Annotated in this window: 14 protein-coding genes; 7 read left to right on the top strand and 7 right to left on the bottom strand. The window is 58.6% G+C overall.

Annotated elements, in window-relative coordinates; all coding sequences use genetic code 11:
• Window positions 1-41: 41 nt before the first annotated feature.
• Window positions 42-635 carry a DNA endonuclease SmrA gene (smrA, locus tag L1073_RS07670; protein WP_246898140.1) on the bottom strand — a complete coding sequence of 198 codons (594 nt, stop codon included), beginning with the start codon at window positions 633-635 and terminating at the stop codon, window positions 42-44.
• Window positions 636-793: 158 nt separating this feature from the next.
• Here smrA and L1073_RS07665 point away from each other — a divergent pair, with 158 nt between their 5' ends.
• Window positions 794-1213, top strand: coding sequence for a gamma-glutamylcyclotransferase family protein (locus L1073_RS07665; protein ID WP_246898138.1), 420 nt, complete (start codon window positions 794-796; stop codon window positions 1211-1213).
• Window positions 1214-1286: 73 nt separating this feature from the next.
• Here L1073_RS07665 and L1073_RS07660 read toward each other — a convergent pair whose 3' ends face one another.
• On the bottom strand, window positions 1287-2507 hold the full coding sequence (locus tag L1073_RS07660) for a YihY family inner membrane protein (RefSeq protein WP_246898136.1): 1221 nt from the start codon (window positions 2505-2507) through the stop codon (window positions 1287-1289).
• Window positions 2508-2570: 63 nt separating this feature from the next.
• Here L1073_RS07660 and L1073_RS07655 point away from each other — a divergent pair, with 63 nt between their 5' ends.
• From L1073_RS07655 to pdxH, 4 genes are all read left to right on the top strand, one after another.
• Window positions 2571-2909 (top strand): ArsC/Spx/MgsR family protein, encoded by a 339-nt coding sequence (locus tag L1073_RS07655; RefSeq protein WP_246898134.1) that lies wholly within the window; start codon window positions 2571-2573, stop codon window positions 2907-2909.
• A 35-nt stretch (window positions 2910-2944) separates the two neighbouring features.
• Complete coding sequence (wrbA, locus tag L1073_RS07650) at window positions 2945-3574, top strand: NAD(P)H:quinone oxidoreductase (protein ID WP_246898132.1); 630 nt, start codon at window positions 2945-2947, stop codon at window positions 3572-3574.
• Window positions 3571-3966 carry a DUF2069 domain-containing protein gene (locus L1073_RS07645; protein ID WP_246898131.1) on the top strand — a complete coding sequence of 132 codons (396 nt, stop codon included), beginning with the start codon at window positions 3571-3573 and terminating at the stop codon, window positions 3964-3966. The genes wrbA and L1073_RS07645 overlap by 4 nt, the downstream gene beginning before the upstream one ends.
• Window positions 3967-4169: 203 nt before the next feature.
• Window positions 4170-4817 (top strand): pyridoxamine 5'-phosphate oxidase, encoded by a 648-nt coding sequence (gene pdxH, locus L1073_RS07640; protein ID WP_246898130.1) that lies wholly within the window; start codon window positions 4170-4172, stop codon window positions 4815-4817.
• A gap of 119 nt (window positions 4818-4936) precedes the next feature.
• Here the strand turns inward: pdxH and L1073_RS07635 are convergent, their stop codons facing one another.
• The 4 genes from L1073_RS07635 to L1073_RS07620 form a co-directional block, all read right to left on the bottom strand.
• Window positions 4937-5821, bottom strand: coding sequence for a glycine betaine ABC transporter substrate-binding protein (locus L1073_RS07635; RefSeq protein WP_246898128.1), 885 nt, complete (start codon window positions 5819-5821; stop codon window positions 4937-4939).
• A gap of 108 nt (window positions 5822-5929) precedes the next feature.
• A complete protein-coding gene (locus L1073_RS07630) occupies window positions 5930-6775 on the bottom strand; it encodes an ABC transporter permease (RefSeq protein WP_246898127.1) in 846 nt (281 codons plus the stop codon).
• Window positions 6775-7983 (bottom strand): quaternary amine ABC transporter ATP-binding protein, encoded by a 1209-nt coding sequence (locus L1073_RS07625; protein ID WP_246898125.1) that lies wholly within the window; start codon window positions 7981-7983, stop codon window positions 6775-6777. The genes L1073_RS07630 and L1073_RS07625 overlap by 1 nt, the downstream gene beginning before the upstream one ends.
• A gap of 350 nt (window positions 7984-8333) precedes the next feature.
• The gene (locus tag L1073_RS07620; protein WP_246898123.1) at window positions 8334-11081 is read right to left on the bottom strand and encodes a bifunctional acetate--CoA ligase family protein/GNAT family N-acetyltransferase; all 2748 of its coding nucleotides are present in this window, start codon (window positions 11079-11081) and stop codon (window positions 8334-8336) included.
• A 256-nt stretch (window positions 11082-11337) separates the two neighbouring features.
• On the opposite strand from L1073_RS07620, the gene L1073_RS07615 reads away from it, so the two are divergent.
• Window positions 11338-12276 carry a histone deacetylase family protein gene (locus L1073_RS07615; protein WP_246898122.1) on the top strand — a complete coding sequence of 313 codons (939 nt, stop codon included), beginning with the start codon at window positions 11338-11340 and terminating at the stop codon, window positions 12274-12276.
• Window positions 12277-12361: 85 nt separating this feature from the next.
• Window positions 12362-12994 (top strand): helix-turn-helix domain-containing protein, encoded by a 633-nt coding sequence (locus L1073_RS07610; protein WP_246898120.1) that lies wholly within the window; start codon window positions 12362-12364, stop codon window positions 12992-12994.
• An 89-nt stretch (window positions 12995-13083) separates the two neighbouring features.
• On the opposite strand, the gene L1073_RS07605 is transcribed toward L1073_RS07610, so the two are convergent.
• Window positions 13084-14532: an APC family permease gene (locus tag L1073_RS07605; RefSeq protein WP_246898118.1), complete on the bottom strand. Its 1449-nt coding sequence runs from the start codon at window positions 14530-14532 to the stop codon at window positions 13084-13086.
• Window positions 14533-14565: the final 33 nt, after the last annotated feature.

Here is a 14565-nt window from a genome sequence, read left to right as displayed (position 1 = left end):
GTCGGCCTTTTCCTCGCTTTTGCTCTCCGACAGGCAGGTAATCAGCCCCGCCGTTTCTGCTGGCGTTCGCGATTTCTGGCGCGGGCACGCTCCGACTTGCGCAACATGGCATAGGTGGCACCCAAGCCGCCGTGGCTTTTATGCGCCGAGACATAAGCTTGCACCTCGTCGAACTGCGCCAGCCATTTGCCGACGTAGGAGCGTGCGATATTCGCCTGCCCTTCAGCTTCCTTGCTACGACCATGCACGATCAACACACAACGCAGGTCGTGCTCGCGCGCGTCTCGTATGAACCGAAACAGCTCGCGGCGACATACTTCAAGCGGCCTTTTTTGCAAGTGCAAATACGCTTCCGGGGCATAGCCGCCATGGCGCAAACGCTCAAGAACGCCGAGTTGAATGCCATCGCGGCGATACTCGATAGGGTCGGCCGGCCCTACCAGCTCGACGAACTCATCGGATAAGAAATTGCTCTCCGACTCATCGGCCTCGGCCTGAGCACGGCGAGCCAATTGAGCCTCAGAAGGAACGGTGGGGGAATGCTCGACGTCGGCCTTGTCGTGACCTTTAGTCAATGGTTGAACGTCTTCCCCTAACATTTGCCTAAATAGATCGTCCCGCATGTGCTGGCTCATTGGCTTGCTCTCCTATGGCCCACGATCTCGGGATGTCGTTGACGGTTCCCAAGCTAACGAGATAATGCCACACTTCCCGCCCCTGGCGGCAAGCGCAAACATGGGCACCCTACTTCGCTCGTACACAGCCTTGCACTTCAAGAACTCGGGAGATGCCAATGCGCTGGGTCTATAGAATCGGGGTTGCCGCCGTACTCGTCATCGTTCTCGGGGTCGGCTACCTTTGGTACGCCTTCCAGAGCCCCTATGGCTATGCAGCACCCGCTAACCCTCCAATCATGGATCGTCGCCTCGAACACCATACTGTATTTGTCTATGGCACTCTGCGTTATGCCCCGATCCGCTGGTTAATCATGGGACGTGCCGGTACTGCGACACCCGCCACGCTTCGCGGTTATACCCGTGATGAGTTGGATATTTCACCCGCGGCGAACGCGCAGGTCGATGGCTATACTCTTTCAGTCACAAACGATGAACTCAAAAAACTGGACCGGTACGAGCATCTTGGCGAGCGTTATCGACGTATAAACGTCAAACTCGCTAGCGGTCAAAGTGCTTGGGTTTATCAACGCTTATAATCAGGTTCAATATAGGGTGAAAGTACAAAGATAGATAACGGTATAAGATTTGAATATTTCAATCACCCTATCGTCATTCACGAGACGAGTGCAATAGGCTTTCAATAGGCTTCATCAATACCTGCTGGCGGTGATCTTCAGCCTCTTGAAGCGCAGCATGCACGAGCGCCATTTCACTCAGCGGCGCATTGTCACCCAGCGGCACCGGCCATGGCATGGCACGCTGAAACTCCCAGAGCGTCAGCTCACCCAGATCACGTCCCAGCATCCAGCGATCATTGTCGAGCTGAGCGGCCACCCCGAGCTGTTCCAGAGGCGTCATCACTTCCGTGTACCGCAGCCCAAGGCACATCGCCAATTCTCGGTCGGCAAGCGACCGCCCATGCTGATGCGCTTCATGAAGACGCGATACTATACCCACGGCTTGCCAGAATGGTGGCCAGTAGCGCCATTCGACACGTCGGCGCTCACTCAACCAGGCCGCGAGCTCAGCCCCCACCAGCACGATCGACCAGGACAGAAACACCCATATCAAAAACAAGGGCACAGCGGCAAAAGTGCCATAGATCACTTGGTAGGAAGGGAAATAAGTGACATAAAGCGAAAAGGCCCCCTTGGCAAGCTCCAGCGCCAGTGCCGCCAGCCCTGCCCCGGCCACGGCATGCCGAAAGCGCACGCGGCAATTGGGCACCGCCATGTAGATGAAGACGAATGCCGTGAAGCTCAGCGTCAGCGGCAGCAGACGCAGGAACGTCGCCGGCCCGCCCAGCACTTCGGCGGCGCCGCGCACCAACGTCAATGACGCCAGGTAGGAAGACAGCAAGAACCCGGAACCTAGCAGCAAAGGGCCGAGCGTCAGCACCGCCCAATACAACAAAAAGCTGGACACTCCCCGTCGACTCCGCGACACATGCCAGATCGTGTTGAACGCTTTTTCGACGGTGACCATCATCATCACGGCTGTCACCAGCAGAAAGATCAGACCGATTAACGTCAGGCTGCGGGCCTGGCGAGAAAAATCACGCAGATGCTCGACCAACGACGACCCTGTGGCAGGCACGAATTGGCTGAAAATCAGGCCCTGAAGCTCTTCGCTGACCCCCTGAAAACTAGGGATGGCCGACAGCATCGCATAGACAACGGTCATGAACGGGACCACGGCGAACAAGGTCGTATAGGTCAACGCCGAAGCAGTTTTGAGCCCATCATGAGAATCGAAACGCTGTATCAGTTCACGCAGGCTACGCAGGATGATGACGGGCCAGCGGCGGTCGAGGAGTTGTGGGCGTCGCATGTGGCACTCTACAATGCTTGGCTAATTAGTTGATTCGTCGACCCCAGCTGCCGGAGTTAAGGCATGACGACTTTTACACTTTACCACAACCCGCGCTGTTCCAAGTCGCGAGAGGCTTTGGCCCTGCTCGAGGCCCGCCATGTCGACGTCAACGTGCATCGCTATCTCGATACCCCTTTAGACCTCACTCAGCTGCGTACGCTCGCCCAGCGTCTCGAGGGTGGCGCGCCGGCCCTGGTTCGCACCAATGAAGCCCAATGGAAAGCCTTGGCGCTCCAGGCACCCAGCGACGAGGAGCGCTTGCAGGCCATTGCCGACTATCCTCGGCTCATGCACGCCCGCTACTCGACGATGGCACGAACGCCCGCATCGGCCGTCCTCCGGAAGCTCTTCTCGACTTGATTGAATGATCGATGTCCCCCGACACGAGGCCTCCCATGACTCACCCCGCTTCTGAAACACCCTATGTACTCGTCCTGTTCTATTCACGAAACGGCGCCACACGCGAAATGGCAGAACAGTTCGCCGCCGGCGTGGAAAGCATCTCCGGCATCGCGGCACGGCTACGTACCGTCCCGCCCGTTTCCACGACCTGCGAAGCGGTCGATCCGGAAATCCCCGCCGAGGGCGCCGTCTACGCGAGCCTGGACGATCTCCGCCACTGCCATGGCCTGGCACTGGGCAGCCCCACGCGATTCGGCAATATGGCGTCGCCTCTCAAATACTTCCTGGACACCACCAGCGAGCTATGGATGAACGGCATCCTTGCCGACAAGCCTGCCACGGCGTTCACCTCCACGGCCAGCCTGCACGGGGGGCAGGAAGCTACCCTGCTGACGATGCTGATTCCCCTGCTGCATCACGGCATGGTCTACGCAGGCGTGCCCTACCGCGAGACACGCCTGCTGACGACACAATCCGGCGGCACGCCCTATGGCACGAGTCATCTTGCCGGGGCACAGGCGGACCGCCCCCTGGATGATGACGAAACGGCACTGGCACACGCACAGGGCGAGCGACTGGGACGGCTCGCCCTGGCCATGCGCTCGTTGCATGAGGCGACATGATGCGCCAACAGCTCGATCAACTGGCGACACGTCACGGGTTAGCATATGTCGCGACACAAGCACGTCGAGGCGTCTGGGGCGGCTTGGCGGCACTGGCTATCTTGCAACTTATCGGCGGCTGGCAGTTGCATGCCAGCGGTCAGATCGGCCTGATGCCGATCGCCGTGCGTCTCCTGCCACTGGTACTCTTCCTGCCCTCTATCATCACCCGACGCCCGCGTGGACATGTCATGCTGGCGTTCGTCAGCCTGCTGTATATCTTGCAGGGACTGATGATCGCACAGCTCCCGGGGCGGCTGGTATGGGGGACGTTGGAAACACTCGCAGCCCTCATCTTGTTCGTCAGCGCCGCCGCCTATGCACGCTGGCGCCGACAACAATTGACAGACTAAGAACGATCTCGACCGCCTGGAGCGCTATCCTGAATGGTACGACCGCATTCGTTTGGAGACACCGTGGGAGAAGCCTGGTGTTATGTCATGCACGAGCTGTCCGAGACGGTGACGCCTCTTCCGCATGGCGATTGGCACTTACGCGAATGAGCTGGAATGCTGCCACCCGATAAGGCTGAAAGCACACTTAGGAGAGGAAGATCATGAATTACGATATCGCTGACCTGCGACGCGATTACGCCGGCGAGACACTCTCCGACGCGCACACGCCGGCATCGCCCATCGACTTGTTTGAGACCTGGTTCTCGGCCGCCCGAGAGCATGAACCTCAAGATTCCAACGCCATGACGTTGGCCACCGTCGATAGCCAAGGGCTCCCGCATGCCCGCGTGGTATTGCTCAAGCATTTCGATGACCAAGGTTTCGTATTCTTCACCAACTACCAAAGCCACAAAGGCAGTGAGTTGGCAAATGTCCCGCATGCCGCCCTGGTATTCTGGTGGCCAACACTTCACCGGCAGGTGCGTATCGAGGGACGCGTGGAAAAAGCCGAGGCCAACATGTCGGATGAGTATTTCGCCAGCCGTCCTCGGGACAGCCAGCTAGGCGCGTGGATTTCCCAACAAAGCGTGGAAATTCCCGACCGCGAATGGCTGGAGGAACGCAAGCAACGCTTCGAACAGGTCTATGCCGACCAGAGCGTCGAGCGCCCACCTCACTGGGGTGGCTATCGTGTTCGGCCGCTTATTCTGGAGTTCTGGCAAGGCCAGTCCAATCGTCTCCATGACCGCATTCGCTACCGTCACCACGAGCAGGACGCAGCCTGGAGCAAAACGCGCTTGGCGCCTTGATCTTACGGCTTGGCTCATTCAGCGCATTGACCTGCCCTTCATGCAAAACGCCCGATCCGTGAAGGATCGGGCGTCTGCTTTCAACACTCTTCGACAAATCATGTCGAAAGTAGCGCCTATTAGCTGTCGCCGTTTACCCACTCATCGACGACATCGGGGTTCTCGTCAACCCACTGTTTGGCGTTTTCGTACGGATCGGAGTCTTCTTCCTGGTTCATGAGCATCACTTCGCCCATCTGCTCCGGCGTCCACTCGAAGTTATCGAGAATCGCGTAGGCTTCCGGCATATCGTCCTTCAGCCCTTGGCGCACGACGGTATTGATGTGCTCGGCGCCACCGTAGACGTTCTTGGGATCGTCCAGGTACTTGAGATCCCAGCGTGCGAACATCCAGTGTGGTGTCCAACCAGCGACCACGATATCTTCATCGTTCTTGATGGCACTATCCAGCGCAGCGGTCATGGTGGCGCCGCTACCTGATTGCAGGTTGATAGCATCATCAAGATCGTATTCATCGATGACATTTTCGGTCAGGTTCATGAGACCAGCACCGGGATCGATTCCCACGATCTCGTCATTGACCATATCGGCCTTGTCATCAAGTTCATCGATGGACGAGATATCGGTATAAGAAGGAACGACAAGCCCCAGCTTGGTACCCTGCAGGTTTGGCCCCAGGTTTTCGACCTTGTCGCCCACCTCGTCGAGGTACTGTTCATGCGTGGAAGGTAACCATGCTGCCACCATGCCATCGGCATCACCATACGCTACAGCTTGCCACATCGCAGCAGCAGACAATGAGGACATCTCCACATTGTAACCTTGCTCTTCGAGCACCGCTCGAACCACGTTGGTGGAGGCCACTTCGGAAGACCACTCGACATAGGCGAGCGTGATATCACCCTTGCTGTCCTGCGCTTGCGCGATGCCCGCATTGAGCCCTGCACCGGCGGCCATCATGATGGCGCCATAGCGAACGGCTTTCTTCAATGGAGTGCGTGTCATCGTTATTCCCCTTCTCTTATTGATGGGAGATCCTACCGGAACGGCCAGCGACCGTTCCTTTTTTCGAGCACATGCTCGAATAAGCGGCGTTTTACCACGCCTTGCTTCTTAGCTAGTTTTCTTACTCGGTTTGCGAAGTGCCTGCGTGATGCGATCCAGCAACATGGCGAGGATCACTACGGCAATACCCGCTTCGAAACCATCGCCGGGGCGCAGACGCTGAATGGCGCGCCACACTTCGCTGCCCAGACCATCGGCCCCGATCATCGCTGCGATCACGACCATCGACAACGCCAGCATGATCGTCTGATTGATGCCGGCCATGATCGTCGGCAAGGATAGCGGAAACTGTATCTTGATCAGCTTCTGACTACGCGTAGCACCGAACGCATCCGCTGCCTCGATCAAGTCCTTGGGAACCTGTCGAATACCCAGCGTGGTGAAGCGTATCGCCGGCGGCATCGAAAAGATCACCGTGGCAAAAATGGCCGACACCGACCCAATACCGAAAAACGGGATGGCCGGAATTAGATAAACGAAGGCCGGCATGGTCTGCATGAAATCCAGAACCGGCATGATGACACTATAGAAGCGATCCGAAATGGCTGCGAGCACCCCGAGAGGCATGGCAATGACGACCGCGACCACCGTGGCGATCACCACCAGCGTCAAGGTCTCGATCATCGGATCCCAAAGGCCAAGGTTCCAGATCAAGGCCAGACCCAATACCGCCCCGATGCCTAGGCGCAAGCTGGCAACCCGCCAGCAGATCAGCGCAATGATCGCCATCAGCGCCCACTCGGGCAGCCACATCAGCCCATCGTTGAGCACCGTGATCCCGCTTTGTGTGACACGTGAGATGCCTCGCGTCACCACGGAATAATGCGATGTTAGAAAATCGAGACCACCCTCGATGCCGTCGCCGAGGGGAATGCGTGGAATATCAATCGCCATCAGTGCTCTCCCGCTTCAGCCAGTTTTTCAAGTACCGCGCCCTTCACGACCACTCCCAAGAGACGCTGGTTGTCGTCGACGATGGCAATCGGATAGCTTTTATCGTTGAACATGGCAAAGAGATTGTTCATCGGCTCATCCGGACCGGCCTTCGGGAAGTCGCTCTGGATCAACTCGTTGATCGTGTCCTTGCCAGCCTTGGCAGCCGCATCGACGTCATCGACACTCACGATCCCCAGCAAGGTACGGTCACGACCGATGACGTAGATGGAGTCGAGTCCATTGTCGCTCATCTTGCGCAACACCGTGCGCGGGCCGTCGCTCTCACGCGCCGTGGCACGCACGGATCGCATGGCACTGTTGGCCGTGAAGATGCGCGACATGTCCACGCCCTCGACGAAGCGCGCCACGTAATCGTCAGCGGGCCGCGTCAGGATCTCTTCGGGCGTGCCCATCTGCACGACCTCGCCATCCTTGAGCAGGATGATGCGATCGCCGATGCTGATGGCTTCATCGAGATCGTGAGTGATGAAGATCGTGGTTTTCTTCATGCGGTGCTGCAGCTCGATCAGCTCTTGTTGCATATCCTTGCGGATCAACGGATCGAGTGCCGAAAACGCCTCATCCATCAACATCACGGTAGAGTCGTTGGCCAATGCACGGGCCAGACCGACTCGCTGCTGCATACCACCGGAAAGCTGGCTCGGGTAGGCATCTTCCCAGCCATCCAGGCCTACCTGCTTGAGAGAGTTGCGTGCGCTTTCGATACGAGATTTTTTCTCGACGCCGCGTACCTCGAGGCCGTATTCAGCATTTTCCTGCACGGTTTTATGCGGAAATAGCGCAAAATTCTGGAAAACCATCGAGAAGTGACGGCGCCGACATTCCAACAGCTCTTTCTCGCTGAGCTTGGGAATGTTCTGACCATCGATCACGATATCGCCCTCGGTGGGCTCGATGAGGCGATTGAGACAGCGGATCAGCGTCGATTTCCCGGAGCCCGACAGACCCATGATGACGAGAAGCTCGCCTTCACGTACATCGAAGTCGATATTTGAAAGGCCAAGGGTCTGGCCGGTTTTTTCAAGAATCTCGGGGCGCTTTTTCCCTTGGTCTCGCAGCTCGAGTGCTTTCTTAGGCTGGGAGCCAAACACCTTGCTCAGGCCGCGCACCTGAATCTTGATATTGGTTTCGTCCGTTTCAGTCATAGGCTTGCCTGCTTTGGTCAAGTCGTCGCCATGCCCTTGCGAAGCAAGAGCGCTCAGCAATGTCACGTTGTCACGTTGCGAGTATCTGGCGGGTCAGTCTCCTGGCTCTTGTTATGGTCATGGAGATGATAAGAGATGATCATTAAGATAAAATTTCGTTATGCCTCGTGCTGGATCATACCTACTTATTGATATTGCTTCAAATGAAAACAACTGATGATTGATCCATGGTTCAATAACCCGTCACGGACCTCCAAGCGTCTCGATCATACTCGATCACCGAATTCGCCAAGCGACGAAGCCGACCTTAAGCGACTTCGCCGCGACATCGAGAGATAGACCAAGGAGCATCAGTCCGTCGGACTCTCCAGACGGTGGCGTTGCCAATCGCTGCTTGGCTCATTGAGGCGCAAGGAGGCCTCGACCACCTGCTCTTCCATGTTATAGCGGAAACTGAAGCCCAAGTGCTTCAGCAACGCACGCATAGGCTGATTGTCGATCATCACGGTGCCGACCATCTCGAGGATGCCAACCCCCTTGCAGTAACGGATCATCTTTTCCATCAGCAGGCTACCAAGGCCATGTCCTTGGAGGTCATCGCGGATGATCACGGAGAATTCGGTGCGGATGTTGTCCGGATCGTTCCAAACACGTACCACGCCCAGCATTTCCTTGCTGCCATCGGCCATCGCATGCTCGGCGATGAACGCCATCTGGCGGTCGTAATTGATCTGCGCCAGCACGGCCAGATCGCGCTGCGTCAGATCCGCCTTGTGGTGAAAATAACGAAAGCGAATGCTTTCCTCGGAAAGCCGCTCATGAAATAGCGTGATCAGCGGCGCGTCCTCTCCTCGGATCGGGCGCACTTCGACATCCATGCCATTGCCCAATGCTCGCCATTCACGCAATTCTTCGGGATACGGCATGATCGCATGGCGCGCGGGCTGCCCCAGGTCCATGGCAAAATCCACCGCCATGACGCCATCGCGGTTGAGCAATAATGGATTGAGCTCCAATCCCTGCAGTTCAGGCAAATCCGAGGCCATCTGCGAGAGCTTGACCAGCAACTCGCAGAGGCGCTCGACGTCCTGTTCAGGATCGGAGGCATGCTCACGAATCAGCCGATACGCATGAGTACGCGATACCAGTTCATTGGCCAGGGTCATGTTCAGGGGTGGCAAGGCAACCTGACGATCCGCCAGCACATTGATCTTGTAACCGCCGATGCCGAAGACAATGACCGGCCCGAACACCGGATCACGCGTGATTCCCGCACAGAGCTGCATCGACGCCTTGCCGCGCTGCATGCGTTGCAGGCAATAGCTGAAAATCGGGCTTTCGGGAAATTTTTCGCGGACCGTATCACCCAGACGCCGTACGCCATCGGCCACCTGTTCGGGCGTCTCGAGGTCTTGCAGCAAGCCCGCAGAAAGCTTATGCGGGTGCTTGCGGTAGCGAAACGGCACGCAGTTATGTGCATGCACGATTTTCAGTGCCATGGGGCCGTCGACTCCGCGTGCCGCTTGGCGTGCTTCCTCGGGGCCGAAGACATACTGGCTCGGGGCCGAGGGGATGCCATAGGCGGCCAGGACCTGGGCGGTTTCCTGATGCGTCAGCCGATCGCGCTCACGCTGCTTGGCCGAGGCGATCAAGCGATGGCAGCGGTCGCGGATCTCGGGCTGCGTCGTAAAAGGTAGGCTCGGCGGCGTTTCCTGCAAGAGCGTCTGCACACGCTGATAATCGACCATGTGCATGAAGGCCTTGACCGCTTTTTCCGGAGAGATATAGGTGGGAATGCCTGCCAGGTTGCACTCATGGCGTGCCTTGAGCGCCTCCTCGAGCCCCATCCAACTGGTCAGCAGGTTGCGCTTGAAGCGTTTACGATTGGCGATCAACGCCTGGGCCGTGGCCTTGGAAGGCGCCAGACGAGTCGGTGCGTGCACTACCAGTACGGCATCCACGTTGGCATCGGCCGCCACGATTTCCAGCGCATCGACGAACCGTTCGGGCGAGGCGTTACCGCCCAAATCGACGGGATTGCGCCCTGGCAGACTGACATCGAATTCCCCTTGCACCAGCGCATCACGAGTAACATCGGTCAATTCCGCCAGCTTACCGCCAGCGATCACTAACTTGTCGATCGCCAACAGCGCCGGTCCCAGACCATTCGCCACGATCGCTAAACGATCACCGCGCAGCGGCCGCATCCGCGTCAGTGTCTCCAGTGCATCGAACAACTCATCGGAATCATCCACGCGCACGACCCCCGCGCGCGCCAGTGCCGCATCGAACACCACGTCGCGATTGTCGAGTCCCGGCGTCTGCGGTTCATGCGTCAATGTCGACTGCACCGAGCGTCCGCTCTTGATCGCCAGCACCAGCCGGTGGCGCGAGGCATCGCGCAACGCGGTCATGAAATGCTGGGCGTCGTGAACCCGCTCCAGATGCAACAACAAGGCGCGTGTCGGCGAGTACTGGTTGATGTAGTCCATGAGGTCGGACAGCATTACATCGACGCTGTCGCCCAATGTCACCAGATGCGAAAAACCGATGCCGCGCCCCGCCGCCCAATCGATCATGGCGTTACCGAGCATTCCCGACTGCCCCAGGTAGGCGACGCGCCCTGCCTTGATCGGCTGGCTGGCATAAGTGGCATTGAGCTTGCTGCCAGGCACTACGATCCCCAAGCATTCCGGGCCTAGCACACGAATGCCCGAGCGCAGCGCCGCCTTGAGCATACGCTCACGCAACGAGCCACCATCCTGCGTACGGTCGTCGAGATAGGAGCCCCCGGAAAGCACCAAAGCCGCGCGCGCGCCCAGCTTGCCCAGCGCTTCGATACTTCGCGGCACGCCTTCCACCGGATTGCAGAGAATCGCCAGGTCCGGCACGGCAGGCAAATCCGCAATTCGCTTTACACAAGCCACACCGTACACCGCATCATAGCCGCGTGGATTCACCGCCCAAAGCGTGCCTGCAAATCCCGCCTCGAGGAGATTGCCAAGCACCATGCCGCCCATCGAATGCGGCTTTTCCGAAGCGCCGATTACTGCCACGCTATGTGGCTCGAAGAAGTGACGCAGAAAACGCGTTCCCACAGCAATCTCTCCCGCTTGATCAGACCTTGCCGCTCAGCATCGGACGCGGGCGGCCTAAACGTGAGTCTGCCTGAAGAGTCGGCGAGCGTGGACATTTTTCAGACAGAGCGTGATGCAGGCCTCTCGTCACGGCCGCGATGGCATGGCATCGTTCGACCTATGGGCACTGTTTTTACATCCTATCAGGCCTTAAGGTTCCCGCAGACAGCATGCCCCCATCGTCTCAGCCGATAGACATCCTCTGGATGGAGTTCCCATGATCACTGCGTATATTACCCATCCCGATTGCATGCAGCATTTCATGGGGCCGAGCCATCCCGAGAGCCCCAAGCGCCTGGAAGCCATACGCGCACGCCTGGCGTTGAGCGGTGTGTTGACGCATACCATGCAATCCGAGGCACGGCCGGTAAATGCGCAGACGCTCGCGCTTGCCCATTGTCCGCAGTATCTGGAGATGCTCGCGGCTCACACCCCGCGGGAAGGCTTGAGCGAACTCGACGGCGAGACCCACATGAACCCGGACACACTAGCCGCTGCGGGCGTCGCCGCCGGCGCGGTCGTACGTGGCGTCGACCAAGTCTTTCGCCATCAGGCAGACAACGTCTTCTGCGCGGTGCGTCCGCCCGGGCACCATGCCGAACGCTGCTCGGCAATGGGTTTTTGCTTTTATAACAACGTCGCCATCGGGGTGGCTCACGCCCGCCAGCGTTATGGCGTCGAACGCATCGCCGTGCTGGATTTCGACGTCCACCAGGGCAACGGCACGATCGATATCTTCAAGGACGACCCCGGCGTCCTGGTCTGCTCGAGCTTCCAATCGCCTTTCTACCCTTGGCGCTATCAGGACGGCACATGGGCCAACATCGTCAACACGCCCTTGGCGGCCGGCAACGATGGCACCGCATTCCGACGCGACGTGGAAGCACAGTGGCTCCCCGCGCTACAAGCCTTCAAACCGCAGTTGATCGTGCTCTCGGCGGGGTTCGATGCTCATCGCGACGACCCCATGGCGGAGCTTGAACTCCTTGAGCCCGACTATTTCTGGGTGACGCAACTCGCCCTGGACATCGCGCGCATATACGCCGAAGGACGCCTGGTTTCGGTACTCGAAGGGGGCTACCACCTGGATGCCCTGGGCACCAGTGTCGAGGCACATCTCAAGGCGCTGCTGGGCTTGCCTCTCGGCGACCCATGAGCGCCCCCTTAACGACGCCCGGCTAGCCCCGCGCCCAGCGAGCTGTGGTATCCTAACGGAAACTTTATTTCCTATCGTGGACTCCATGGCTACCCAAACCGATAGCGACGCCGCCCTGCGCATCGCCTCCGGACGCAAAGCGTTCGTCGAGCCGCTACGTCTGGGTGATCGCCTCAAGGAAATTCGCCTGTCCAACCACTGGACCCTGGAAGACGTCAGCCAACGGACCGGCTTGGCGCGTTCGACGCTGTCCAAGATAGAGAACGATCAGATCTCGCCCACCTTCAGCGCCGTGCAGAAACTCATCGGCGGCCTCGGGATCGATCTGCCGCAACTGCTGACGCCGCCCAAACCGCAATCGCACACTCTCGGGCGCCGCGATCTGACGCGCGTCGGCGAGGGCAAGCAACACCCCACACCGACTTATGAGCACGAGTTGTTATCGTGGCAGCTCGCACAGAAGCGGATGATTCCCTTCAAGACCATCGTCCGTGCCCGCAGCTTCGATGAATTCCAGGAGTGGGTGCGTCATGACGGAGAAGAATTCCTGATGGTGCTCGACGGCGACATCCTGCTGTATACCGAGTTCTACGAGCCGCTACGCCTGACCCACGGCGACAGCATCTACTTCGATAGCGACATGGGCCACGCCCTGGTGTCCGTCAGCGAATCGGACGCCGTGGTGCTCTCCGTATGCACGCGCGGCGAGAACGCGTGATGCCTCATGAATGAAAGTGCCCGGCTCGAGGCCGGGCACTTCTGCTACTTCCTTCACGCGGGGCATGTCGAGAGCCCCTACCGCCACCTTCAGTCGATATCCTTGACGGCACTGTCACCGGAAAGCTCACGGGCCATCATGCGGTCACTGTACGCCACGCCATAGCGCTTGCGCGCCCACAGGTACATTACCAGTCCGAGCAGCATCCAGGCCCCGAAGACGAGCCACTCGATCGGCAACAGTGCGGACGGGCTACCTGGCAGGTAGAGACTCACCATCCCCAGCGACAACGCCACTGCAATGATGCCGACTAATTTGCCATAAGGCACCTTGAAAGGACGCGGCATATCGGCGTTCTTGTAACGCATCACCACAAACGACAGCGCCACGAACAAATACGCGATGACGATGCCCAGCCCACCGGCGTCGACCAACCAGACCAGCATCGGACGCCCGAAGAATGGCGCCAGGCAGGATACCGCGCCGATCATGATGATCGCGTTGCTGGGGGTCTTGTAACGAGGGTGAAGCTTGCCCAGAAACGCCGGCAGCATGCCCGCATGGGCCAGCGCATAGATGGCACGCGAACCACCGATGTAGAAGGCGTTCCAGCTAGTGATAATGCCCGCGATGCCCGCCAGCACCATCAGTTTGCCGGCCCAGGAAGCCGCGAACACGGCCTGCATGGCATCCGGTACCGCCAGATGAGAGGCACTCAAGGCTTGGGGGTCGAGCATCAGCGACGTGCCCAGAATGATCAGCGCATACCAGAACACCGCCAGGATGACCGAGATCATCAGGACCTTGCCGATATCACGAAATGGCAGATTGATTTCCTCGGCCGTCTGCGGGATGACATCGAAGCCCACGAACATGAAAGGCACCATGATCATGACCGTCATGATACCGCCCACAAGCCCGTTCTCGACGTTGAACAGCGGTTCCATGTGGGCGGTCTCACCAGTGAAGAGTGCCCCCGTGATGAACATCACGCCCACCACCAGAATCAGCACGGTGACCAGCTTCTGCACCAGTGCCGCCGTGCGAATACCGATGTAGTTGATCGCCATCATGACCAGCGAGCCGACGACGCCGACTGCCACCCAGGTAGCCTTGACGTCCCAGCCGGCAATCGTCCAAAGGTCACCGACGGCATAACCGGGAAACAAATTCTCGAATACCGTCGGCAACGCCACGGCCTCGAAGGACACCACGCTCATGTAACCCAGCACGATGGTCCAGGTGCAAAGAAACGAGGCGAAATGCCCCAGAGCGTGATAACTGTATACGTGCTCGCCACCGACCTGAGGCATGGCTGAGGCCAGCTCGGCATAGGTCAATCCCACCAATACGATGGCAATGCCGCCGATGACAAAGGCCAGAATGGCCCCTAGACTCCCTGCTGACTGGATCCAGTTGCCGGTCATGACGATCCAGCCCCATCCGACCATGGCGCCGAACGCCAACGCGAGTACATCCTTGCGCGCAAGTACCCGCGTCAGCTCACTTGCCCCTTTGGAAGATGTTGTTCGATTCATCGCGATACTCGTTTATTGAAAACGGTGTTGTTG

Source organism: Chromohalobacter nigrandesensis (assembly GCF_023061285.1).
Classification (GTDB): Bacteria; Pseudomonadota; Gammaproteobacteria; order Pseudomonadales; family Halomonadaceae; genus Chromohalobacter; species Chromohalobacter nigrandesensis.
Note: the sequence above shows the minus strand (reverse complement) of the source record. Positions and strands in the feature narration are given on the sequence as shown.

What these genes read in the sequence shown, in the direction of transcription:
- L1073_RS07655 (WP_246898134.1), top strand. Translation starts at nt 2,571, where the DNA reads ATGACGACTTTTACACTTTACCACAACCCGCGCTGTTCCAAGTCGCGA.
- L1073_RS07660 (WP_246898136.1), bottom strand. Translation starts at nt 2,507, where the DNA reads ATGCGACGCCCACAACTCCTCGACCGCCGCTGGCCCGTCATCATCCTG.
- smrA (WP_246898140.1), bottom strand. Translation starts at nt 635, where the DNA reads ATGAGCCAGCACATGCGGGACGATCTATTTAGGCAAATGTTAGGGGAA.
- L1073_RS07665 (WP_246898138.1), top strand. Translation starts at nt 794, where the DNA reads ATGCGCTGGGTCTATAGAATCGGGGTTGCCGCCGTACTCGTCATCGTT.
- L1073_RS07630 (WP_246898127.1), bottom strand. Translation starts at nt 6,775, where the DNA reads ATGGCGATTGATATTCCACGCATTCCCCTCGGCGACGGCATCGAGGGT.
- L1073_RS07635 (WP_246898128.1), bottom strand. Translation starts at nt 5,821, where the DNA reads ATGACACGCACTCCATTGAAGAAAGCCGTTCGCTATGGCGCCATCATG.
- L1073_RS07615 (WP_246898122.1), top strand. Translation starts at nt 11,338, where the DNA reads ATGATCACTGCGTATATTACCCATCCCGATTGCATGCAGCATTTCATG.
- L1073_RS07605 (WP_246898118.1), bottom strand. Translation starts at nt 14,532, where the DNA reads ATGAATCGAACAACATCTTCCAAAGGGGCAAGTGAGCTGACGCGGGTA.
- wrbA (WP_246898132.1), top strand. Translation starts at nt 2,945, where the DNA reads ATGACTCACCCCGCTTCTGAAACACCCTATGTACTCGTCCTGTTCTAT.
- L1073_RS07645 (WP_246898131.1), top strand. Translation starts at nt 3,571, where the DNA reads ATGATGCGCCAACAGCTCGATCAACTGGCGACACGTCACGGGTTAGCA.
- pdxH (WP_246898130.1), top strand. Translation starts at nt 4,170, where the DNA reads ATGAATTACGATATCGCTGACCTGCGACGCGATTACGCCGGCGAGACA.
- L1073_RS07625 (WP_246898125.1), bottom strand. Translation starts at nt 7,983, where the DNA reads ATGACTGAAACGGACGAAACCAATATCAAGATTCAGGTGCGCGGCCTG.
- L1073_RS07610 (WP_246898120.1), top strand. Translation starts at nt 12,362, where the DNA reads ATGGCTACCCAAACCGATAGCGACGCCGCCCTGCGCATCGCCTCCGGA.